Consider the following 22,597-nt stretch of genomic DNA (forward strand, 5'->3'; position numbering starts at 1 on the left):
AACAACATTAAAAACCAAAAATAGATGATAATCGTCAAATAGATACCATCAATCAGGACAGTTTTCGGGGGAATAAAATCTGTCGTCATCCCGACGACGATGACGGCGAATCCGGACGGACGCCGCCGCTTCAAACGCAAAACAGGCCGGGAATCCCGGCCTGTTTTGCTAGAGCACCTGACTTGTAATCAGAGAGCCGCGATACTGGCTCAAGCCAGCTGGAAGGGATACACCGAACCCAAGCCCAGGATGCCGCTTAACTCGTCCAAGGCGGTTCGGCTTTCGATCAGCAGCTGCGGATCGGCCAGGTCATCGCTGCTCAGGCGGTCGCGGTAGTGACGCTCCACCCAGCCGTTGAGCGTGGAGAACAACGCGTCGCTCATCAGCACCTTGGGGTTGACCGCGGCGATCTCCGCCGAGGACAGCGCCACGCGCAGCCGCAGGCAGGCGGGGCCGCCGCCGTTCTGCATGCTCTGCTTGAGGTCGAACACCTTGACCTCGTCGATGGGGCCGCCGCCGGCGGCCAGCTTGCCAAGGTAGGTCCAGACGCGCGGCTGATTACGGCACTCCTCCGGCACCACGATGATCATCTTGCCGTCCGGCTTGGACAACAGCTGGCTGTTGAACAGATAACTCTTCACCGCCTCCTCGACGCTGACCTCCGCAGCCGGCACCTCCACCGAGACAAAGTCGCCGCCGACAGCCGCCAGCTTGGCGCTCAGCTCGGCCAGCACCTTGTGCTGATCGAGGAAGGATTTCTCGTGGTGGAACAGCACCTGACGGTTGCCCACCGAGATCACGTCGTTGTGGAACACGCCGGCGTCTATGGTGTCCGGGTCCTGCTGCGCGTAGACCACGCGCTCCGCACTCAAGCCGTGCAAGCGCGCCACCGCCTGGCAGGCTTCCAGGGTCTGGCGCGCCGGGAACTTGGCCGGCTTGGGATAACGGGCATCGAAAGCCGCCGCGCCGAACACGAAGAACTCCACCCCCGCGCCGTCGTACTCGGCGCAGAAACGGGTGTGGTTGGCCGCGCCCTCGTCGCCGAAGTGCATCTGCGCCGGCAGCGCCGGATGCACGGCGAAGCGGGACTCGTCGGCGAACATCGCCCGCAGCAGCCGGCCCGTGGTCGGATGCTCGATCGAACGGTGGAATTTATTGTTCAAATTGGCCGGGGTGAAATGCACGCGGCCGTCGGCGGTGTCGCCGGACGGGCTGACGGTGGCGGCATTGGCCGTCCACATGCAGGAGGCCGAGCAGGCCGCGGCCAGGATGGCCGGCGCTTCCTTGGCGGCGCGCGCCACCACCTCGGCGTCGCTGCCGCCAAAGCCCAGCAGACGCAGGCTGGCCACGTCCGGACGCTCGTGCGGGGCCAACACGCCCTGCTTGAAGCCCAGGTCGTGCAAGGCCTTCATCTTGGCCAGGCCCTGCTTGGCGGCCAGCTTGGGATTGGACGCGGCGCTGACATTGCTGGTGGACGCCACATTGCCGAAGGACAGGCCGCTGTAGTTGTGCGTCGGGCCCACCAGGCCGTCGAAATTCACTTCATAGGCGTTCACAGCGTGATCCCCGGCGAGAGTTGGGCCGGCACGGTCAGGCTGTCGCATTCCAGCGAGGCCACCGGATAGGCGCAGTAATCGGCGGCGTAATAGGCGCTGGCGCGATGGTTGCCGGAGGCGCCTACGCCGCCGAAGGGCGCGGCGCTGGACGCGCCGGTCAAGGGCTTGTTCCAGTTCACCACGCCGGCGCGGCTTTCCAGCAGATAACGCTCGTACAACGCGCGCTCGTCGGACAACACGCCGCCGGCCAGGCCGAAGCGGGTGTCGTTGGCGATGGCGATGGCTTGATCGAAATCGGCGTAGCGTATCACTTGCAGCAGCGGGCCGAAGTATTCCTCGTCCGGACGCGCGGCGGCGGTGGTGTCGATGATGCCCGGGCTCAGCAGCGCCGCGTCCGGCGTCAGCCGGCGCATTTCCAGCAGCGCCTTGCCGCCGGCGGCCAGCATCGCGGCCTGGGCCTGCAACAGCGCCTCGGCGGCGGCGCTGGAGATCACCGCGCCCATGAAGGGCGCCGGCTCGGCGTCGTATTTGCCGACGCGCAGCTTGGCCGCCACCTCCACCAGCCGCGCCAGCAGCGCGTCGCCCCAGGCGCCTTGCGGCACCAGCAGCCGGCGCGCGCAAGTGCAGCGCTGGCCGGCGGAGACGAAGGCGGACTGAACGATGTGGTGGACGGCGGCGTCGATGTCCTGGACGCCTTCCACGATCAGCGGGTTGTTGCCGCCCATTTCCAGCGCCAGGATCTTGTCCGGATGGCCGGCGAAGTTCTTGTGCAGCAGCGCGCCGGTGGCGGAGCTGCCGGTAAAGAACAGGCCGTCGATGCCGGCGTGGCCGGCCAGGGCCGCGCCGGTGTCGCGCGCGCCTTGCAGCAGCGCGATCACGCCGGCCGGCAGGCCGGCTTCGGCCCACAAGCGCACCGTTTCCTGTGCCGTCCACGGCGTCAGTTCGGACGGCTTGAAGATCACCGCGTTGCCGGCCAAGAGCGCCGGCACGATGTGGCCGTTGGGCAGGTGGCCGGGAAAGTTATAAGGGCCGAACACCGCCACCACGCCGTGTGGCTTGTGGCGCAGCACCGCCTGGGCGTCGCCCATGGCGGCGGCGCGTTCGCCGGTGCGCTCGTGGTAGGACTTCAGCGAGATGTCCACCTTGTTGACCATGGTGGTCACTTCGGTCAGCGCCTCCCACAAGGGCTTGCCGGTTTCCTGGGCGATGACGCGGGCCAGCGCGTCCTTGTTGGCGCTCAGGAGTTCGCCGAAGCGCTTGGCCACCGCAACCCGCGCATCCAGCGGCGTGCGCGCCCAGTGCTTGAACGCGGCGCGGCCGGCGGCCACGGCGGCGTCCACCTGGGCGGCGTCGGCCGCGCGGCCCTGCCACAGCGGGCTATTATCGGCCGGATTGGTTTTGTTCAGCGCCGCGCCGGCGCCTTCCAGCCATTGTCCATTGATGAATAAGCTGCTCACTATGCATTCTCCTTGGGATAGAGCGCGACGCAGCGCAGATGGCCGCCCTCTTCCACGTTCAGCGCTTGCGCCTGTTCCGGCGTCAGCAGGATTTCATGGGTGGGCGCCAGCGTCTCGGCCAGGATGACGCGGAAGCCGGCCAGCGAGTCGTTGGACACCAGGTAGAAGTTCTTGTCGCCTTCCGGCAGCGGGTCCGCCAGGCGCGCCGCAACCGTCGCGCTTTCCTTCACCGCGCGGATTTCGCTGGTATAGGTCTGCACCGTCGGGCCGGCGTCGAAGATGTCGACATAGCCCTCGTAGCGGAAGCCTTCGGATTCCAGCATCGCCACCGCTGGGCGGGTGTTTTCGTGAGTCTGGCCGATCACCGCCTGCGCCTCCGGCGGCAGGAAGTCGATGTAGACCGGGTGCTTGGGCATCAGCTCGGCGACGAAGGCCTTCTGGCCGACGCCGGTCAGGTAATCGGCGTGGGCGAAGTCGATGGAGAAGAAATGGCGGCCCAAACCTTCCCAGAACGGCGAGCGGCCGGCCTCGTCGGACACGCCGCGCATCTCGGCCACCACCAGCTTGCCGAACAGCTGCGGGAACTGGGCCAGGAACAGGAAGCGGCTCTTGGACAGCAGGCCGCCGTTGCGGTTGGCGCGGTAGTCCGGGTGCAGGAACAGCGTGCACAGCTCGGAATGGCCGGTGTGGTCGTTGGACAGGAACAGGGTGTCGTGGCGCGAGTAGACGCCCAGCTCCTCCGAGGCGTGGACGATGGTGCCGACGCGGTAGTTGTACCACGGCTCCTTCAGGCCCACCGCGGCCTCCAGCGCGCAGATGCCGGCGATGGCGCCGGTGGCGCCGTCTTCCATCACGAAGACATAGCCTTGATCGGCCTTGTCCAGCTCGCTGGCGAAAGACAGCACCGAGCGGGCGATGCGGCGCGACAACCGCTCTTCGTTGACCGGCAGCGAGGTCAGGCCGACGCCAGCGCTGCGCGCCAGATTCATCAGGCCGTCCAGGTCCTTGTGGGCTACGGGGCGGATGAACATCATGCTGCGGACTCCTTCTGCTGCAAACCGGCCACTTGAACCTGGCCGCCGCTGGCGAGGCCCAGCGCGCGGGCGGCGTCGGGATTGATGAAGGCCACGCCGTCCACCACCGCCACGCGACACACCGCGGCGGCGAACTCGCTGGATTCGAGATTGCTCAACAGCTGCGGCTGCGCCTGCTCCGGCAGGCTGGCCAGCACTTCCACCGGATAACAACGGCTGGTTTCCAGCGTTCTCAGCCGGTCCACTTCGGCGGTGAGCACCGCGCCGCCGTCGAAGATGTCGATGTAGTTGTCGGCCTCGAAGCCCTCGTTGCACAGCAGTTGGCAAGAGCGCTCGAAACTGGCGTGGATCTGGCCGATGGCGTGCTGCGCCTCGTCCGGCAACAGCGGCACGTAGATAGGGTAGCTGGGCATCAGTTCGGCGATGAAGGTCTTGCTGTGGCTGACGAAAGCCTGCTCCACCTGCAGGAAATCCATATTGAAGAAGCGGCGGCCGATGGCGTTCCAGAACGGCGACTGGCCGGCGTCGTCGTGAATGCCCTGCATCTCCGCGATCACGCGGCGGCCGAAGCGCTCGCGCTTGCTGGCGATGAAGAGCAGCCGGGCGCGCGACAACAGCTCGGCGGCCAAGGGCTCCAGATGGCCATCCACGTAGAAGCCGCACAGCTGCACCATGCCAGTCAGGTCATGGCACATATTCAGCACGTGCACGCGGTTGTTGACCTTCAGCGCGCGCGAGGCGTGCACGAAGATTTCGCTGCGGTAGCTGTAGAAGGGCTCGTCGAAACCGGCGGAAGCGTTGATCGACGCGGTGCCCAGCACCTGGCCGCCTTCCTCCAGCACGAACATATAGTATTCGCAGCCTGAATCGCCGATGGCTTCGTGTTCGAAGGCGGACACAGACTGTTGAATGCGTTCGAACAGCTTTTCCCGGTTGTTGGGCAAGCTGGTGACGCCGATGCCGCTGGCCACCGCCATGCGTTCGATGGCGGGCAGATCGGCAGTGCGGACGGGACGCACGGTAAGCATGGGACATCTCCCCTAATCGCTGAAATCCGGCCGGACCGTGGCGGGACCGCGGCGCAGCATCACCCGCGCGCCTGCCGGGGGCAGGAACGTGGGCGGATAACGGTATTGTGTCTGGAGCAAGGGCGGCCGGCGGCCGCCCGGAATCGGTGCAGCGAGGCCCTTATTGAGCTGAAGTCAGTTCGGCGATGGCCGCTTCAAAACGCGCCAAGCCTTCGTCGATGTCCTGATCCTCGATCACCAGCGACGGCGCCAGGCGCACCACGCTCAAGCCGGCCACCAGCAACATCAGCCCCTGCTTTTCAGCGGCTTTCAGAAACTCCTTGGCGCGGCCGGCGTAAGCGTCGGTCAGCACGCAGCCCAACAGCAGGCCCATGCCGCGCACGGTCTTGAACACCTGGTATTTGGCGTTGATCGCGTTCAGGCCGTCGACGAAGCGCTGGTGCTTGGCGCGCACGCCGTCCAGCACCGCCGGTTCCTTGACCAGTTCCAGCACCTTGTACGCCACCGCGCAAGCCAGCGGGTTGCCGCCGTAGGTGGAGCCGTGGGTGCCGATGCCGAAGCTCTTGGCCACTTTCTCGGTGGTCAGCATCGCGCCGATCGGGAAACCGCCGCCAATGCCCTTGGCGGAGCTGAGGATGTCCGGGGTCACGCCGTATTCCTGGTAGGCGAACAGCGAGCCGGTGCGGCCCACGCCGCTTTGCACTTCGTCGAACACCAAGAGCGCATTGTACTGATCGCACAACTGGCGCGCGGCTTCCAGGAAGGCCTTGTCGGCCGGCATCACGCCGCCCTCGCCCTGGATGGGTTCGATCACCACCGCACAGGTCTGGTCGGAGATGGCCGCCCTCAGCGATTCGATATCGTTGTATTCGAAGTGGGCGATGCCGCCCGGCACCGGGCCGAAGCCTTCGGTGTACTTGGGCTGGCCGCCGACGCTGACGGTGAACAAGGTGCGGCCGTGGAAGGAGTTCTTGCAGGCCAGGATCTGGTTCTTTTCCGGGCCGAAGTGATCGGAACCGTATTTGCGCGCCAGCTTGAAGGCGGCTTCATTGGCTTCCGCGCCGGAGTTGCAGAAGAACACGCGCTCGGCGAAGGTGGTCTCGGTCAGCAGCTTGCCCAGCTTCAAAGCCGGCTCGTTGGTGAACACATTGGACACGTGCCACAGCTTGGAAGCTTGCTCGGTCAAAGCCGCCACCAGCTGCGGGTGGCAATGGCCCAGCGAGTTGACGGCGATGCCGCCGGCGAAATCGATGAATTCGCGGCCGCTCTGGTCCCATACGCGGGAGCCCAGGCCCTTGACCGGGATGAAGCCGGCCGGGCCGTAATTGGGGACCATGACTTGGTCGAAATCGGCGCGCGTTACAGTATTGCTCATCTTGATGGTTCCCTTCCTGCTCTATCGTTGTTTCTTATCCGTCTCATGAAATCCTGAGCCGGTCGTGATGCCGGCTTTATCGACGATTTCATGAAGTTTCAATGATTCTAAGGTAAGCCCGTCGCAAATCCATATCCGGTTTGCGACACCGCCGTATACATTCCTTGATACAGCGCAATAAATTTTGTCCGACAACATCCATTACAGAGGGAAACTGTGTCCAGTCCTGCTGTAAACGCCGCCCTCCGGCCCGCTGCGGGATGAGCAAGATAGATCAACATTATTGCCTTAATCAACGCCTAAGCGCCTATTCGCAATGAAAAACGCCCAGGCCAGCGGCCCGGGCGTCCTTGCCTTGCCCGCATCGGCGCTCAGTCGCCGCCGCGCGCCTCCTGTCGACTAAAGCGTGCGCCGTCGCCGCTGACGCCGCGCCAATAAGGCGCTTCCGCGCCCTGGCCCGGCCGATACGGCGTCCAGTTGCGCCCGTCCGGCGAGAACTGCAACGGCTGGCCGGGGAATTCCGTCAACACCCCGGCCGCCCCGCTCGCCAGGCCCGGCGGCGCGATGCGCAGGCCGACGCCGGCGCCTTCCAGTTTGGCCGCCTCGCGCCAGCCCAGCACCGCGGCGAACTGCTGCCAGTCCCGGTTCAAGGCCGCGCGGTCCACCAAATGGCTGACGCCTAGCTGATAACGCTCGCCCTGGCGATAAGGCCGCTCCCAGCCGGCGCGGTGCCAGGCGCGCTCGGCCAGCGCCAGCAAGCGCGGATAGGCCATGTATTCAAACTGGGCGTCGCTGCGCATCACCTCGCTCCAGGCCTGGCCCTGTATGCCGGCGAAGCGCGCCGGCGCGGCCTCGCTGGGCACTTCGAAGGCCTTGCCCTGGCGGTCCGTCATCACCTCGGCGTTCTGCGGCAGATTGTCCGGCGCGAAGCTGAACACCTTATAGCTGTCGGTAGCGCGCGAGGCCCAGTAATAGCCGCGCTCCTTGGGGTTAAGCTCATAGGGGAAGTCGAAGTACAAATAATCCGGCATCGCCAGCACGGTCTGGAAACCCTTGTTGGCGAACTCGTGCGCTTCCTTGGCCGCGCCCCAGAACAAGGTGTCCCACTCGGTCACCATCACCTTGGCCGTGGCAAAGTCCTTGGGCGATTTAGCCCCCTTCAAACCATCCTGCCAAGCGCCCATCGTGGCGATGCCGCGCCGCGCCAGGATGCGGCTGACGTCTTCGGCAAACTGCAAGGGCAGGTCGGCGACGGTTTTCCCCGGCTGCCCCGCCAACAAGGCGCGGCAGGCCGGCGAGCGCTCCCAAGGCTTGTCCTGTTCCGCCAGCTTAATCTTGCCCTTGCCGGCCTCCTTGCCGGACAGGTCCTGGAAGCCGCCGCCCAACAGGATATTCTTGGCCTCGTCGCCGCCGAAATGCCAAGCGGCGAGCGGCGCGCCGGCCTCGCGGTGCATGGCGGCCACTTCCGACACCACTTTATCAACGAAGCGCGGCACGCCGGGCACGCAGGGATTGACATAGGTGTGGCGGTCGTAGAATTGCACCGACAAGGTATTGGAGCGGTCTTGCGGATCGATCAACCGGTAGGCCGAAGCCGCCTCCGGCTGGCCCAACTGGCTGAGATGACGGTAGCGCCGCTCCATCGCCATCACCGCCGCGCGCGCGTGCGCCGGCATGTCGATCTCCGGAATCACCTCGATGAAGCGCGCCTTGGCGTAACGCAGCAGCGCCACATACTGCTCGCGGCTCAAATAACCGCCGCCGGAACGGTTGTCCGGACCAGAGCCCAGTTGCGGCAACAGGCAATGATCCTCGTTCAGATCGTGGCAGCGTCGCGCGCCGACCTCGGTCAATTCCGGCAGGCCGTTGATCTGCAAGCGCCAGCCTTCGTCGTCGGAAAGATGCAAATGCAGTTTGTTGAGCTTGTAGGCGGCCATCTGCTCGATCAAGCGCTTGAGCGTGGCCGGCTGACGAAAATTGCGCGCCACGTCCACCATGAAACCGCGATGGCCGTAACGCGGCGCGTCTTCCACCGTCAGCGTCGGGATCTCTCCCCCGCCCTGCGGGATCAGGCCCAGCAAGGTCTGCGCGCCGTAAAACAGTCCGGCGGCGTCATGCGCGTCTATGCGTGCGCCGCCATGTTCCACCCGCAGGCGGTAGCCGCCGGCGACGGCGATGTCGGCCGGCAAACCCTTGACCACCGCGCCGCTGACCGGCAGGCCCTGCCCGGCCAGGCCCAGTTGACTGCTGCGCTGCGCCAGCGCTGCGCGCGCGTCCGGGGGCAAGACCGGCAGCCGCCAGCTCAGGCCGCCTACAGCCGCCTTGCCGCCGTCCGGCTTGACGCGCAGCGCGGCGGGAATCACCCGCGCGGCCACGTCGGCGGCGGCTAGTTGCGGGCCCCGGCGCGCAAACTCTCTATAGCGTTCGGCGGCGTCCATCAAGGGCCGCGCCTCCCCTGCCGGCGACTTCCATTCATCGCCCGGCAAGGGCAGCAAATAGCTGGCGTCGTCATCGTCATTGCGCGCCAGCACCGCCGGCGCCTGACCCTCCGCCACCAGGTAAGGCCGCGGCAGCACGTCGCTGTTGTGCAACATCCAGTACTCGGCCACCAGCGGCAGCTCCAACTTGGCGCCGGCGGCGATGCCGGCGAAGCCGGGCTTGGGGGTCAGCCGGTACAGGTCGCCGGTCAGATGACTCAATTCGAAGTCCAGACTATCCACGCGCAGCAGCCGGCGGATGCTGTGCAGATACAAAGTCCAATCCTTGGCCGGCACCGCGGCCGAACCGTGGTTGTGCAGGATCAGCCTCCCTTTCAAACAGCTGCCCCAGTCCGCGCCCAACTCCACGCAGGGCGCGCCGGCGGCCGCCCCCTTATTGCTGTCCACCACTACGGCCAGAGACAGATCCCGCGCCAGCGCCGCGACATCCGGCTGCGCCCAAGCCAGCGCGCTGGCCGACAACAGGCCCGCCGCCAATAGTTGTTTCGTCCTCATGCTCACCTCTGCGATTTGCGTGGCGCGCCGCGCGGCGGAGCTTATCCGCCCGCCTCCCATTCGTCATCCGCATGCCACCGTGGGCACAGGCTAACTGGTATTAATGTGGTATTCAATGCTCAAGATCAAAATCGCGCTCTCCCGCCGCTGGCTGCTAGCATGATGATGGCGGAATGCAAATATCTGTGAAGCCGGGGAACGCCGGCGTCATGCCGACGGTCTAGCCGCGGTTGCCGCCGGATCCGCCGCTACGGGCGGACGGCGCGCCATCACTCAATACCAACAGGAACGCATCATGCGCAAGACTCTATCGCTCGGCCTGCTATTGCTGGCCGCCCTGCCCGCACTGGCCCAGGACGCAACAGACCCGCAAACCTTGTTCAGCCTGCCGCTCACCGCGTTCAAGGCAGCGGACCGCGATGCCTCGCAACGGCTGTACCGTGCCCCGGACGCTCAACTGAACGCTTACAAATCCATCGTGGTGGAGCCGCTCTATTTCATGCGTCACCAGCCGGACGGCGATTGGCAATTGCTGCAGAGCGGCGAGGAAAACCGGATCGCCGCCTATTTTCAGCGACGGATGACCGAGGAATTGCATAAGGTCGGCATCCCGGTCAGCCGCGAGGCGCTGCCAGACAGCGCCCGCCTGCGCGTGGCCGTCACCGGCATGGCCCAGGAACGGCCGGGCGTGGCGCCGCTGGACATCCTGCCGATCAAGGCGGTGTTCAATCTGGGCCGTCTGGCCGCCGGCAAGGAGCCTTACCTGACCAAGGTGGCCAGCATGGGGCAACTGGAAGACGCCAATAGCGGCAAACTGCTGGCCGGCAGCGTCAATCTGCGCAAGAGCGACAAGAGCCGCCAGCGCGGCGAACCAGTCAAATTGGAGAGCCTGGAAAACCTGATCGACGACTGGTGCCGCGACAGCGCCAAACTGCTGGCGCGAGGCATGGCGGTCAAGCCCGCCCAGCCCTGAACGCTGACCATGAAAAATGCCGGCCCCTTTCACGGGTACCGGCGTTTTTATATCCAAGCTCTCTTTAGAAGCTAGTCCTGTAGAACATCACGATTTGCACACGCTCTTGGCAAAAGCATCAAAGCCTATATTCTTGCGCTTGGCCAAACACATTGAACGGCAAGCCTTGTCGAATGCTGCTGGCTTGTAGCTATCATCAAGCTCGGCGATACCGCGTGCGCTCCAGCCGGGAAAATCATCGCGTAGCTTTGCATTACAATCATTTCCGTTTTGACCGGCGTCTACACATGAATCGGCGTACTTATAAACCCACTGGCAGTTCTCCTTGCTAAGTTCCGCTTTGGACTTGACGCGCTTAACCGTCTTCGCCGGCTTTTCACCATCAAAAACCACGGTTTCCTGTCTACCGTTCTCCGGACTGAAAACCACTTTCAAACGTTCGCCTTCAACACGGGCGGTCGCCTCGACACCCATGGAGAAATCCCCCAGCTTGAATTTTTTGCTGGCACCTCCCTTGCTTACCGTCAGCAGATAAAAGCTTTGCTCCACACAGCCGCTGCCACCGCAATGGCTGTTGAACAAGACCACATCTTTGTCCTTGAGCTGAAAGCTTCCTTGCAGATAAATATTATTATCATCCGCGTCATGCAGTAGTTTCTTGCCTAAGTGCAGTTGGCCGGCGCCATCTTCAGAAACCGTGCCATAGCGGGTTTTCACACTTTCGGCGCTACAGACATTGGCTAGCAATAGATTGAACACCAAGGCGCAAAACAATATTTTTCTCATCATCAACCCACTCCTAATATTCAAAAGCGTCTGATTTTGTCATTTTCATTCATAAAATTCCAATCAAAAGACATGTAAGTAAGCGCGACAGGCATAAAGACCCTACATGACGGCAATAAGCGAGCGCTAAAAGCGGACGTAAAAAACCCCCTGCCTTGGCAGGGGGTGATTTGAGCCGGCGGCCGCTCCGCATTGGAACGGCGCTCAGGCTGGCTTACTGGGTTTTCAGACCGAAGGAATCGGCAGTCGCCTGCGCGGTTTTCGCTTCTTCTTCCAGCAGGGCCTTGATGGACAGGCGGATGCGGCCGCGGTCGTCCATTTCGATGGCCTTGACCTTCACGATCTGGCCTTCTTTCAGATAGTCGGCCACATTCTTGATGCGCTCGTTGGCGATCTGGGAAATGTGGACCAGACCATCCTTGCCCGGCAGGATGGACACGATGGCGCCTACGTTGTTGTCGAGGATCTTGACCACGGTGCCTTCGTACACCTTGCCCACTTCCACTTCAACAGTGATCTCTTCGATGCGCTTCTTGGCAGCTTCCGCGCCTTCGTTGCTGACCGAAGCGATGGTAATGGTGCCGTCTTCCTCGATATTGATCTCGCAGCCGGTGTCCTTGGTGATGGAGCGGATGGTTTCGCCGCCCTTGCCGATCACTTCGCGGATCTTGTCCGGGTTGATCTTCATCACGTACAGACGCGGAGCGTGAGCGGACAGCTCTTGCGGGCCGTCCACGGCTTCCTTCATCAGGCCCAGGATGTGCATGCGGCCTTCTTTGGCCTGATCCAACGCCACCTGCATGATTTCCTTGGTGATGCCCTGGATCTTGATGTCCATCTGCAGCGCGGTCACGCCCGCGGCGGTACCGGCGACTTTGAAGTCCATGTCGCCCAGGTGATCTTCATCGCCCAGGATGTCGGTCAGCACCGCGAAGCGGTTGCCTTCCAGGATCAGACCCATGGCGATGCCGGCCACGTGCGCCTTCAGCGGCACGCCGGCGGACAGCAGCGACAGGCAGCCGCCGCACACGGAAGCCATCGACGAGGAACCGTTGGATTCGGTGATTTCCGACACCACGCGCATCGAGTAACCAAACTCGGATTCCGGCGGCAGCACGGCAACCAGCGCGCGCTTGGCCAGGCGGCCGTGGCCGATTTCGCGGCGCTTCGGCGGGCCCATGCGGCCGGCTTCGCCGGTGGAGTACGGCGGGAAGTTGTAGTGCAGCATGAAGCGCTCGGTGTATTCGCCGGCCAACGCGTCGATGATCTGCTCGTCCTGCTTGGTGCCCAGGGTGGTCACCACCATGGCTTGGGTTTCGCCGCGGGTGAACAGCGCGGAACCGTGGGTGCGCGGCAGCACGTTGTTGCGGATGCTGATCGGGCGCACGGTGCGGGTGTCGCGGCCGTCGATGCGCGCTTCGCCGGCCAGGATCTGACCGCGAACGATTTCGGCTTCCAGACCCTTGAAGATGCCTTTGATCTCATTGGCCTTCAGGGTGTCGGTATTTTCGTTGATCAGGCCGGCCTTGACCGCGTTCCAGGCATCGTTGATCGCCACGGTGCGCGCTTGCTTCTGACGAAGGCGGAAGGCGTTGGCCAGTTGCTCGCCGGCAATGGCGCGCACTTGGGCGATCAGCTCTTCATTAGCGACCGGAGCGGCCCAGTCGAACATCACCGGATTCACTTCGTCGGCCAGTTCGTTGATGGCCTTGATCGCGGCTTGCATTTGCTCGTGGCCAAACACCACGGCGCCCAGCATCACGGCTTCCGGCAGCTCCTTGGCTTCGGATTCCACCATCAGCACCGCGCGCTCGGTACCGGCAACCACCAGGTCCATTTCGGAGGCGGCCAACTCGGTGCGGGTCGGGTTCAGGATGTATTCGCCATTGGCGTAGCCAACGCGCGCGGCGCCGATCGGGCCGGCGAACGGCAGGCCGGAAATGGCCAGAGCGGCGGAAGCGCCGATCATCGCCGGGATGTCGGAATCCACTTCCGGGTTCAGCGACATCACGGTGGCGACGATTTGCACGTCGTGGAAGAAGCCTTCCGGGAACAGCGGGCGGATCGGACGATCGATCAGGCGGCTGGTCAGCACTTCCTTCTCGGACTGCTTGCCTTCGCGCTTGAAAAAGCCGCCCGGGATCTTGCCGGCGGCGTAGGTGCGCTCCAGATAGTCCACGGTCAGCGGGAAGAAGTCCTGGCCCGGCTTGACGTTCTTGCCGCCAACCACGGATACCAGCACTACGGTGTCTTCAACGGAGACGATGACGGAGCCGGACGCTTGACGCGCGACTTCGCCGGTTTCCACGGTCACGGTGTGACGGCCGTATTGGAAAGACTTAGTGATTTTATTGAACACAGGGTTTCCCTAATCTTTTGTGTGTGACAAATAATCGCAAGCTAAAAAAACAACGGGAACCCCTAAAAATTCCGACCTGTTGCGCCGATCCGAATTTTTAGAGGCTCCCCCCGTTGTTACAGCAGTAATGCTCGCGATCTTGATGCGGCATGAAAAAGTCGCAGCACGCTGCGACTTTTCCAAAACCCAACCTTACTTGCGCAGACCCAGACGGGCGATCAATGCGCGATAGCTATCGGCATCGGTGCGCTTCAGGTAATCCAGCAGACGACGACGACGGCTAACCAGCTTCAACAGACCACGACGGCTGTGGTGATCCTTGGTGTTGGCTTTGAAGTGCGGGGTCAGGTCGTTGATGCGAGCGGTCAACAGAGCCACTTGCACTTCGGACGAACCGGTGTCGCCTTCGCTGCGCTGGAAGTCTTTAACGATGTCTGCTTTTTGAGCGGCGGTCATTGCCATTTTGGGGTAACTCCAAATTATCAGTAGGGGTTTTTCAACCCGACAAGTGCAGCGAGCAAGCAAGGCCGAAACCTCGACAACCCATCAACACTCCGGTCGCGGCCCTAAGGCCGCCGGCGTTCAAGACGTCGCCGCCTTGCTCGCCAGGAGCCGGATCGGATGCAGGCGACCATCGTCGCGCGCCTCGCCCAGCCCCAAAAATTCCCGGCTTACCTCGCGGTAAATCCGGAAACGCTGCATTTTCGCACATTTTTCGGTAAAACGCACGGGCTGCCCATGCATGAATTTACCGGCCTCGTCGGCGGCCAACTCCGCCTCCGGCAGATGGCGCACCAGGATGTCCGCCGGCAGCAGCAAGGCCTCGCGTTGCAGCATTTCCAACGCCTCGATGTCGGCCAACTGCAAGGCTTCGTCCAGCGAAAAACCACCGGTGGCGGTACGGCGCAAACCGGTCAAATGCGCGCCGCAACCCAAGGCTTCGCCGATGTCGCAGGCCAGGGTGCGGATATACGTGCCCTTGCTGCACAGCACCTCGATCACCGCGGTGTCGCCGTCCAGGCTGATCAACTCCAGCTTGCGGATGTGCACCTGCCGCGCCTCGCGCTCGATCTCGATGCCGGCGCGAGCGTACTCGTACAAGGGCTTGCCCTGATGCTTGAGCGCCGAATACATCGGCGGCACCTGGGAGATTTCACCGCGGAAACCCGCCATTGCCGCCAACAAGCCGTCGCGGTCGAAAGCCACCGGCCGCTCGGACACCACCTCGCCCTCCACATCGCCCGTAGTGGTGACCACGCCGAACTTCACCGTGGCGCAATAACCCTTGTCCGCGTCCAACAGATAAGAAGAAAACTTGGTGGCCTCGCCCAGGCATACCGGCAACAGGCCGGTGGCCAGCGGATCCAGCACGCCGGTATGGCCGGCCTTGGCGGCGTTCAACAGCCAGCGCGCCTTTTGCAAGGCGCCGTTGCTGGAGATGTCGTAGGGCTTGTCGATCAGCAGCACGCCATCTATCGGGCGGCGATTGCTGCGCGGCTTGCTCATTCCTTGCCCTCGGCGCCGTCCTCGCCGGACGGGGCTTCCTGGACGCCGAATTTTTCGGCGTCCTCGCGCGCCACCTGATTGATCAGGCTGGTCATGTGCATGCCGCGCTCCACCGATTCGTCGTAGACGAAATGCAACTGCGGCGTGGTGAAGATCTTGATGCTGCGGCCCAGTTCGGAGCGCAGATAGCCGGCGGAGCTTTCCAGCGCCTCCTGCGTCGCTTCGCGGGTCTTCTCGTCCATCACGGTGTAGAACACCTTGGCGTGCGAGTAGTCCCGGGTCACTTGCACCAGGGTGATGGTGATCCAACCCGCGCGCGGATCTTTCAAACCCTTGCGGGTCAGTTCCGCCAATTCGCGCTGAATCTGTTCGGCGATGCGGTCGGAACGGGAGAAACCTTTTTTGGCTTTTGCCATATCACTTCCAATCAACTTTGCACGGCGTCGCCGCCGCTCAAGGCCACGAAACCCACGAAATGGCACGGTCCGAACCGCCATGTCATTTCGTGGTTTTCGCGGCGAAAATTAAAAAAGGCGAGCGCCCGCCGACCTCACGGTCAGACCGGCGCCCGCCCCTGGCGTCTCGCTTACAGAGAGCGCGCCACTTCCACGATTTCGAACGCTTCCAGCTGGTCGCCTTCTTGGATGTCGTTGAAGTTTTTCAGCATCAGACCACATTCGTAGCCCTGCTTCACTTCCTTCACGTCATCCTTGAAGCGCTTCAAGGAATCCAGTTCGCCGGTATGCACCACCACGTGGTTGCGGATCAGACGGATCGAAGCGGTGCGCTTGATCATGCCGTCGGTCACCATGCAACCCGCGATATTGCCCACCTTGGATACCGGGATCACCTGACGGATTTCCACCGTGCCCAGGATCTGTTCTTTCTTCTCCGGAGCCAGCATGCCGGACAAGGCCGCTTTCACTTCGTCTACCGCATCATAGATGATGTTGTAGTAGCGGATGTCCACGCCTTCGCTCTCCGCCAGCTTGCGGGCGGCGGCGTCGGCACGGGTGTTGAAGCCGATCACGATGGCCTTGGAGGCGATCGCCAGGTTGACGTCGGACTCGGAGATGCCGCCCACGCCGGAGTGCAGGATGCCCACGCGCACTTCGTCGGTGGACAGCTTTTGCAAGCTGCCGGCCAGTGCTTCGTACGAACCTTGCATATCGGCCTTGATGATGATGGACAGGGTTTGCACCTCGCCCTCCGCCATCTGCGCGAACATATTCTCCAGCTTGGCCGCCTGCTGCTTGGCCAGGCGCACGTCGCGGAACTTGCCGGCGCGGAACAAGGCGATTTCACGCGCCTTCTTCTCGTCGGTCAGCACCATCGCGTCCTCGCCGGCCTGCGGCACGTCGGACAGGCCCAGGATTTCCACCGGAATCGCCGGACCGGCGGATTCGATGGCCTTGCCGTTTTCGTCCATCATGGCGCGAACGCGGCCGAAAGCGGTGCCAGCCAGTATCACGTCGCCCTTCTTCAGGGTGCCGGACTGCACCAGCAGCGTGGCCACCGGGCCGCGGCCCTTGTCGAGGCGAGCCTCGACGATGATGCCCTTGGCCGGCGCTTCCACCGGAGCCTTCAGTTCCAGCACTTCGGCTTGCAGCAGGATGGCTTCCAGCAGCGCATCGATGTTCAGGCCCATCTTGGCCGAAACTTCGATGAACTGAGTGTCGCCGCCCCAGTCTTCCGGCACCACTTCATGCGATACCAGTTCCTGGCGGATGCGCTCTACGTTGGCGCCCTGCTTGTCGATCTTGTTCACCGCCACCACCATCGGCACCTTGGCCGCTTTGGCATGGTGAATGGCTTCGATGGTTTGCGGCATCACGCCGTCGTCGGCCGCCACCACCAGCACCACGATGTCGGTGGCTTTGGCGCCGCGGGCACGCATCGCGGTAAACGCTTCGTGACCCGGGGTATCCAGGAAGGTGATCATGCCGCGCGGGGTTTCCACGTGGTAGGCACCAATGTGCTGGGTAATGCCGCCGGCTTCGCCCGCGGCAACCTTGGCGCGGCGGATGTAGTCCAGCAGCGAGGTCTTGCCGTGGTCGACGTGACCCATCACGGTCACCACCGGGGAACGCGGCAACTCGGCCACTTCCACGGTTTCGCCGCCGCCCAGTTCGAGATAGGCTTCCGGATCGTCGGCCTGAGCCGCCTTCGGCACATGGCCCATTTCTTCCACCACGATCATCGCGGTTTCCTGGTCCAGCACCTGGTTGATGGTCACCATCATGCCCATCTTCATCAGCGCCTTGATCACCTCAACGGCCTTGACGGCCATCTTGTGCGCCAAGTCGGCGACGGAAATGGTTTCCGGCACCAGCACTTCGTGCACGATAGGTTCGGTCGGCGTCTGGAAGGCGTGCTGATTGTTCTGCTTGTGACGGTTCTTGCCGCCGCGGGATTTCCAGTCGCTGCCGGCATCGCCGCCCTTGGTCCTCAGACCGCGGCCGCCCTTCTTATTGTCATCCCAGCGATCGCCGCCCTTCTTGTTACCGCTGCCACCCTTCTTGGCATCGGGACGGCCGGCCACGGTGGCCGGCACCGCCGGCGCTCCGGGCGCGCCAGCCGTAGCCGGACGCGGACCGCGGTTGTCGCCTGCCGGACGCGGGCCACGGTTGTCGCCTGCCGGACGCGGGCCACGGTTGTCGCCTGCCGGGCGCGGGCCGCGGTTGTCGCCTGCCGGACGCGGGCCACGGTTGTCGCCTGCCGGGCGCGGGCCGCGGTTGTCGCCTGCCGGACGACGGTCGTCGCGACGCGGTTCGTCACGGCGCGCCGGCTCTGCGGCGCGTACCGGCTCGGGAGCCGGTGGCGGCGGTGGCGGCTGCAGCGCGGCCTGGCGAGCGGCCTGACGGCGCTCTTCGCGTTCGATCTTCTCGCGCATCAGCGCTTCCTGACGGGCGCGGAACGCGGCTTGACGCTTTTCTTCCGCTTCGCGCGAGGCAATCTCTTCCGGGGTCAGGATGGACGCCACGGTGGGACGCTGCGCCGGCGCGGCCGGCTTGGGAGCGGCCGGCTTGGCAGCTTCCTGGCGCGGCGCTTCCGCCGGCTTGGACTCGGGCTTGGCTTCCGCCGCTTTCGGAGCGGTTTCCGGCTTAGGCTCGGGCTTGGCTTCCGGTTTCGGCTCGGGTTTGGCTTCCACCACCGGAGCCGGCGCCGGTTCCGGCGCCTTCACCGGCTCGGCCGGGCGGGATTCCGCCGCGGCGGGCTGAGCCGCGGATGCCTCTTCCGGGCGCACCACGAAACGCTTCTTGCGGGTCTCCACCTTGACGGTGCTGCCGTCGGCGGTCTTGATCTCGCTGGTAGACTTGCGCGTCAGGGCGATGCGCGACTCTTCGTCGCGCGCGCCGTGGGAACGCTTCAGATAGTCTAGAAGCTGGGTCTTGTCTTGCGCGGATAGCGCGTCATCCGGCGAGCGCTTGCTCACGCCGGCCGCGCCCAGCTGTTCCAGCAGGCGTTCCGGTGTGAGGTTCAGCTCACTGGCAAATTGTTTTACGTTTGTCAAAACCATGCGTCTTCCCAAATTCTGTAAATTCTTTCCGGACAGGCCTTACTGGTCGAACCAGTGCTCACGCGCCTTCATGATGACAGCGCGGGCGGTCTCGGCCTCCATGCCGGTCATGTCCACCAGATCGTCCACGGCCAGGTCGGCCAGGTCGTCCCGGGTGATCACGCCGCCTTCGGCCAGCTTGCGAACCAGCTCGGCGTCCAGGCCCTCGATATCGCGCAGGCCATCGGAAACGCTTTCCACCTTTTCTTCGGACGCAATAGCCTGTGTTAAAAGAGCGTCACGTGCGCGGCTGCGCAGATCGTTGACCAACTCCTCATCAAACCCTTCAATCTCCAGCATTTCCGCAATTGGCACATAAGCCACTTCTTCCAAAGCGGCAAAGCCTTCTTGCACCAGTACGGTGGCGACATCCTCGCTCACGCCCAGGGCGCTCACGAACAGATCCCGCACGGCGGCGTCTTCCGCCTGGTGCTTCTCTTCAGCCTCGGCAACGGTCATGATGTTGAGGTACCAGCCGGTCAATTCGGCGGCCAGCTTGACGTTCTGGCCGCTACGACCGATAGCCAGCGCCAGCTGTTCCTCTTCCACCACCACGTCCATGCTGTGGTTGTCTTCATCCACCATAATGCGGCTGACCTCGGCCGGCGACAGCGCGTTGATCACGAACTGAGCCGGTTCCGGCGCCCACAACACGATGTCGATGCGCTCGCCGCCCAGCTCCTGGCTGACCGACTGAACGCGCGAACCGCGCATGCCGATGCAGGTGCCCTGCGGGTCGATGCGCGCGTCGTTGGCTTTGACGGCGATCTTGGCGCGCATGCCGGCATCGCGCACAGCGGCCTTGATCTCCAGCAGGCCTTCGTCGATTTCCGGCACTTCCAGCTCGAACAGCTTGGTCAGGAAATCCGGAGAGGTCCGCGACAGCACCAGCTGCGGGCCGCGCCCCAAACGATCAATGCGCAACAGGAAGGCCTTGATGCGGTCGCCCACGCGCAGGTTTTCCTTGGGGATCATCTGATCGCGCGGCAGCACCGCTTCCAGCTTGCCGCATTCGACGATGGCGTTGCCGCGCTCGATGCGTTTGATGGTGCCGGTCACCAGGTGCTCGCGGCGCTGCAGGAACTCGTTCAGCAGCTGCTCGCGCTCAGCGTCGCGGATGCGTTGCAGGATCACTTGTTTGGCGGTTTGAGCGCCGATGCGGCCAAACTCCACCGCTTCCATCGGCTCTTCGATGAACGCGCCCACTTCGATGCGCGGATCGCGCTCACGCGCGTCGATTACGCCGATTTCCTTGCTTTCCGATTCCAGCAGCTCGTCTTCCACCACCAACCAGCGGCGGAAAGTCTGGTATTGGCCGCTGTGACGGTCGATTTCGACGCGCACGTCCATCTCGTCATCGGTAAACTTTTTCTTGGTTGCCGAGGCAAGCGCCATCTCAAGGGCGGAGAACACCACATCCTTGCTGACATTCTTTTCGCTCGCCAGGGCATCCACCAGCAACAAAATCTCGCGACTCATTCATTCCTCTCCGATTTTTGTCCTTTTGCGTGGCTTTATGGCCGTCCAGACATCAAAACTCAGGCTCCAGCCTGGCTTTGTCGATATTGGCAAACGGAATCGCCATGATGCGGCCATCCACATCCAGCTTCACAGAGTCTTCTTCGACCCCGGCAAGACGACCGGTAAATTTCTTCTGCTGCTCGATCGGCATGCGCGTCTTGATCTTGGCAAGCTTTCCGGCGAAGCGGACGAAATCAGCCTCTTTCTTCAGCGGACGGTCCAAGCCCGGCGAAGATACTTCGAGTCGCTCGTAGTCGATGTTTTCGACCATGAAAAGGCGGGTGAAGTGATTGCTCACCTGGACGCAATCTTCCACGGTGATACCACCCGGCTTGTCGATAAAAACGCGAAAACCGCCCCCCGGGGTCATTTCGAAATCGACCAACTCATAGCCGAGACCCGGCAGGGTGCTGTCCAGCAGCAAACGAACATCCATTGCTTTTTCCACAAATAAAAAATGGGCGAAACGCCCATCCCTAACCGACGCGATTGTAACCTATTCCATTGAAAAAGAAAACCGGCGAACCACCCGCCCCCAACGGACTCGGGCGGCTGTTTGCGCCGGACTTCTTTGCGAGCGGTTCCAGTTACGGTACATTACCGGGCACTCAAACAGTAGTTTGACGTCATGAGCGGCCAAGCCGCCGCGACATAACAATATATAGTCACCAAATAGGTACGACGCCCGCCGGCGCGCGACACGCTGGCGCGACTCTCGTTAACCAGCACGATGGAGAAACCGGGATTTATGGAAAAGGTGTGGCTCAAAAACTACCAGCCGGGCGTAGCTCATGAAATCGACATCAACCAGTTTCAGTCCGTGGTCGAGGTTTTCGACCGCAGCGTAAAGAAATTCCATGACCGCCCCGCTCTGGCCTGCATGGGCAAAGAGCTCAGCTACCGTGAGATGGATCAGCTCTCCGGTCAGTTCGCGTCCTATTTGCAGCATGAGTTGAAACTCCAGAAGGGCGACCGCGTGGCGGTGATGATGCCCAATCTGCTGCAATATCCGGTTGCGGTGTTCGGCACCCTGCGCGCCGGCGGCACCGTGGTCAACGTCAACCCGCTGTACACCCCTCGTGAACTGGAGCACCAGCTAAAGGATTCCGGCGCGGAAACCATCGTGATCCTGGAAAACTTCGCCAATGTGCTGGAGCAAGTGCTGCCGCGCACCCAGGTCAAGAATGTGATCGTGGCCTCCATCGGCGAGATGCTGGGCTTCGCCAAGGGCATGCTGGTCAACTTTGTGGTGCGCAAGGTCAAGAAAATGGTGCCGCCGTGGCAGCTGCCCGGCCATGTCCGCTTCAGCGACGCCCTGTCCCGCGGCGCGCGCGCGCCCTATCGTCCGGTGGAGCTCTGCCACGACGACATCGCCTTCCTGCAATACACCGGCGGCACTACCGGCGTATCCAAGGGCGCAATGCTGCTGCACCGCAATATCGTCGCCAATATGCTGCAGGCCGGCGAATGGGTGAAACCGGTTATCCGTCCGGGACAAGAGATCATCGTCACCGCGCTGCCGCTGTATCACATCTTCTCGCTGACAGCCAACCTTATGGTATTCACCGAGGTGGGCGCGCTCAACATTCTGATCACCAATCCACGCGACATCCCCGGCTTCATCAAGGAAATGGGCAAGTACCCGGTCACCTGCATGACGGGGGTCAACACCCTGTTCAACGCGCTGCTGAACAACCCCGAGTTCGCCAAGCTGAATTTCTCCACCTGGCGCCTGGCGTTGGGCGGCGGCATGGCGGTGCAAAAAGCGGTGGCGGACAAGTGGAAGCAAGTGACCGGCGTCACCCTGGTGGAAGCTTACGGCCTGACCGAAGCCAGCCCGGCCGTGTGCATGAACCCTCTGGACCTCCCCGCCTACAACGGCACCATCGGCGTGCCAGTGCCCTCCACCGAGATGCAACTGCGCGACGCGAACGGCAATGAAGTGGCCCCTGGCGAACAGGGCGAGCTGTGCATCCGCGGTCCTCAGGTGATGAAAGGTTATTGGAACCGCCCGGACGAAACCGTCAAGGTGTTGAGCCCGGACGGCTTCCTCGCCACCGGCGACATGGCCATGCTGACCGCGGACGGCTTCGTCAAACTGGTGGACCGCAAAAAGGACATGATTCTGGTGTCCGGCTTCAATGTTTACCCCAACGAGATCGAAGACGTCGTGGCCGGCCACGCCGGGGTGCTGGAAGTAGCCTGCATCGGCGTGCCGGACGACAAGTCCGGCGAAGTGGTCAAGGTCTTCGTGGTGCGCAAGGACCGCGCGCTGACGGAAAAGGACATCATCCAGCATTGCCGCGACAATCTCACCGGTTACAAAGTGCCCAAGCTGGTGGAGTTCCGCGACGAATTGCCCAAGACCAATGTCGGCAAGATTCTGCGCCGCGCGCTGCGGGACGAGAGCAGCAGCGCCAAACCCGCCTGACGCATGCCGACACCATGAA

At 63.0% G+C, this 22,597-nt stretch carries 16 protein-coding genes; 2 read left to right on the plus strand and 14 right to left on the minus strand.

The features are described 5' to 3' along the window. Positions 1-209 precede the first annotated feature (209 nt). From astB to B0T39_RS14150, 6 genes are all read right to left on the minus strand, one after another. Positions 210-1,556, minus strand: a complete 1,347-nt coding sequence (gene astB / locus B0T39_RS14125; RefSeq protein ID WP_176219556.1) for an N-succinylarginine dihydrolase — start codon at positions 1,554-1,556, stop codon at positions 210-212. Continuing rightward, complete coding sequence (astD, locus tag B0T39_RS14130; protein WP_081547668.1) at positions 1,553-3,013, minus strand: succinylglutamate-semialdehyde dehydrogenase; 1,461 nt, start codon at positions 3,011-3,013, stop codon at positions 1,553-1,555. The genes astB and astD overlap by 4 nt, the downstream gene beginning before the upstream one ends. Beyond that, positions 3,013-4,047 (minus strand): arginine N-succinyltransferase, encoded by a 1,035-nt coding sequence (gene astA / locus B0T39_RS14135; protein ID WP_081547670.1) that lies wholly within the window; start codon positions 4,045-4,047, stop codon positions 3,013-3,015. The genes astD and astA overlap by 1 nt, the downstream gene beginning before the upstream one ends. Beyond that, positions 4,044-5,075, minus strand: coding sequence for an arginine/ornithine succinyltransferase subunit alpha (gene aruF, locus B0T39_RS14140; RefSeq protein ID WP_081547672.1), 1,032 nt, complete (start codon positions 5,073-5,075; stop codon positions 4,044-4,046). Before aruF ends, astA begins: the two co-directional genes overlap by 4 nt. 160 nt (positions 5,076-5,235) lie before the next feature. Then, a complete protein-coding gene (locus B0T39_RS14145) occupies positions 5,236-6,450 on the minus strand; it encodes an aspartate aminotransferase family protein (RefSeq protein WP_081547674.1) in 1,215 nt (404 codons plus the stop codon). 371 nt (positions 6,451-6,821) lie between these two features. After that, positions 6,822-9,443 carry a family 20 glycosylhydrolase gene (locus B0T39_RS14150; protein ID WP_081547676.1) on the minus strand — a complete coding sequence of 874 codons (2,622 nt, stop codon included), beginning with the start codon at positions 9,441-9,443 and terminating at the stop codon, positions 6,822-6,824. Between the two features lie 295 nt (positions 9,444-9,738). Between B0T39_RS14150 and B0T39_RS14155 the strand changes: the two genes are divergently transcribed. Further along, positions 9,739-10,416, plus strand: a complete 678-nt coding sequence (locus B0T39_RS14155; RefSeq protein WP_081547678.1) for a DUF3313 domain-containing protein — start codon at positions 9,739-9,741, stop codon at positions 10,414-10,416. Between the two features lie 87 nt (positions 10,417-10,503). Here B0T39_RS14155 and B0T39_RS14160 read toward each other — a convergent pair whose 3' ends face one another. From B0T39_RS14160 to rimP, 8 genes are all read right to left on the minus strand, one after another. Further along, positions 10,504-11,205: a hypothetical protein gene (locus B0T39_RS14160; RefSeq protein ID WP_141111231.1), complete on the minus strand. Its 702-nt coding sequence runs from the start codon at positions 11,203-11,205 to the stop codon at positions 10,504-10,506. A gap of 211 nt (positions 11,206-11,416) precedes the next feature. Continuing rightward, the gene (pnp, locus tag B0T39_RS14165) at positions 11,417-13,561 is read right to left on the minus strand and encodes a polyribonucleotide nucleotidyltransferase (RefSeq protein ID WP_081547682.1); all 2,145 of its coding nucleotides are present in this window, start codon (positions 13,559-13,561) and stop codon (positions 11,417-11,419) included. Between the two features lie 192 nt (positions 13,562-13,753). Then, on the minus strand, positions 13,754-14,023 hold the full coding sequence (gene rpsO / locus B0T39_RS14170; protein ID WP_019104449.1) for a 30S ribosomal protein S15: 270 nt from the start codon (positions 14,021-14,023) through the stop codon (positions 13,754-13,756). Between the two features lie 120 nt (positions 14,024-14,143). Then, entirely contained in the window at positions 14,144-15,067 is a 924-nt protein-coding gene (gene truB / locus B0T39_RS14175) for a tRNA pseudouridine(55) synthase TruB (RefSeq protein ID WP_081547684.1), read from the minus strand. Beyond that, a complete protein-coding gene (rbfA, locus tag B0T39_RS14180) occupies positions 15,064-15,483 on the minus strand; it encodes a 30S ribosome-binding factor RbfA (RefSeq protein WP_081547686.1) in 420 nt (139 codons plus the stop codon). The genes truB and rbfA overlap by 4 nt, the downstream gene beginning before the upstream one ends. A 170-nt stretch (positions 15,484-15,653) precedes the next feature. After that, positions 15,654-18,587, minus strand: a complete 2,934-nt coding sequence (gene infB / locus B0T39_RS14185; protein WP_081547688.1) for a translation initiation factor IF-2 — start codon at positions 18,585-18,587, stop codon at positions 15,654-15,656. 39 nt (positions 18,588-18,626) lie between these two features. Continuing rightward, positions 18,627-20,105 carry a transcription termination factor NusA gene (gene nusA / locus B0T39_RS14190; protein ID WP_081547690.1) on the minus strand — a complete coding sequence of 493 codons (1,479 nt, stop codon included), beginning with the start codon at positions 20,103-20,105 and terminating at the stop codon, positions 18,627-18,629. Between the two features lie 52 nt (positions 20,106-20,157). Then, complete coding sequence (rimP, locus tag B0T39_RS14195) at positions 20,158-20,583, minus strand: ribosome maturation factor RimP (protein ID WP_081547692.1); 426 nt, start codon at positions 20,581-20,583, stop codon at positions 20,158-20,160. A 312-nt stretch (positions 20,584-20,895) separates the two neighbouring features. On the opposite strand from rimP, the gene B0T39_RS14200 reads away from it, so the two are divergent. Continuing rightward, positions 20,896-22,578, plus strand: a complete 1,683-nt coding sequence (locus B0T39_RS14200) for a long-chain-fatty-acid--CoA ligase (protein ID WP_081547694.1) — start codon at positions 20,896-20,898, stop codon at positions 22,576-22,578. Positions 22,579-22,597 lie beyond the last annotated feature (19 nt).

It is taken from the genome of Chromobacterium haemolyticum (genome assembly GCF_002081825.1).
Taxonomy (GTDB): domain Bacteria; phylum Pseudomonadota; class Gammaproteobacteria; order Burkholderiales; family Chromobacteriaceae; genus Chromobacterium; species Chromobacterium fluminis.

Excerpts from the sequence above, each read along its gene's own strand:
- B0T39_RS14150 (WP_081547676.1), bottom strand. The coding sequence starts at position 9,443 with ATGAGGACGAAACAACTATTGGCGGCGGGCCTGTTGTCGGCCAGCGCG.
- astA (WP_081547670.1), bottom strand. The coding sequence starts at position 4,047 with ATGATGTTCATCCGCCCCGTAGCCCACAAGGACCTGGACGGCCTGATG.
- rimP (WP_081547692.1), bottom strand. The coding sequence starts at position 20,583 with ATGGATGTTCGTTTGCTGCTGGACAGCACCCTGCCGGGTCTCGGCTAT.
- nusA (WP_081547690.1), bottom strand. The coding sequence starts at position 20,105 with ATGAGTCGCGAGATTTTGTTGCTGGTGGATGCCCTGGCGAGCGAAAAG.
- infB (WP_081547688.1), bottom strand. The coding sequence starts at position 18,587 with ATGGTTTTGACAAACGTAAAACAATTTGCCAGTGAGCTGAACCTCACA.
- B0T39_RS14155 (WP_081547678.1), top strand. The coding sequence starts at position 9,739 with ATGCGCAAGACTCTATCGCTCGGCCTGCTATTGCTGGCCGCCCTGCCC.
- B0T39_RS14200 (WP_081547694.1), top strand. The coding sequence starts at position 20,896 with ATGGAAAAGGTGTGGCTCAAAAACTACCAGCCGGGCGTAGCTCATGAA.
- B0T39_RS14160 (WP_141111231.1), bottom strand. The coding sequence starts at position 11,205 with ATGATGAGAAAAATATTGTTTTGCGCCTTGGTGTTCAATCTATTGCTA.
- rbfA (WP_081547686.1), bottom strand. The coding sequence starts at position 15,483 with ATGGCAAAAGCCAAAAAAGGTTTCTCCCGTTCCGACCGCATCGCCGAA.
- B0T39_RS14145 (WP_081547674.1), bottom strand. The coding sequence starts at position 6,450 with ATGAGCAATACTGTAACGCGCGCCGATTTCGACCAAGTCATGGTCCCC.
- truB (WP_081547684.1), bottom strand. The coding sequence starts at position 15,067 with ATGAGCAAGCCGCGCAGCAATCGCCGCCCGATAGATGGCGTGCTGCTG.
- rpsO (WP_019104449.1), bottom strand. The coding sequence starts at position 14,023 with ATGGCAATGACCGCCGCTCAAAAAGCAGACATCGTTAAAGACTTCCAG.
- aruF (WP_081547672.1), bottom strand. The coding sequence starts at position 5,075 with ATGCTTACCGTGCGTCCCGTCCGCACTGCCGATCTGCCCGCCATCGAA.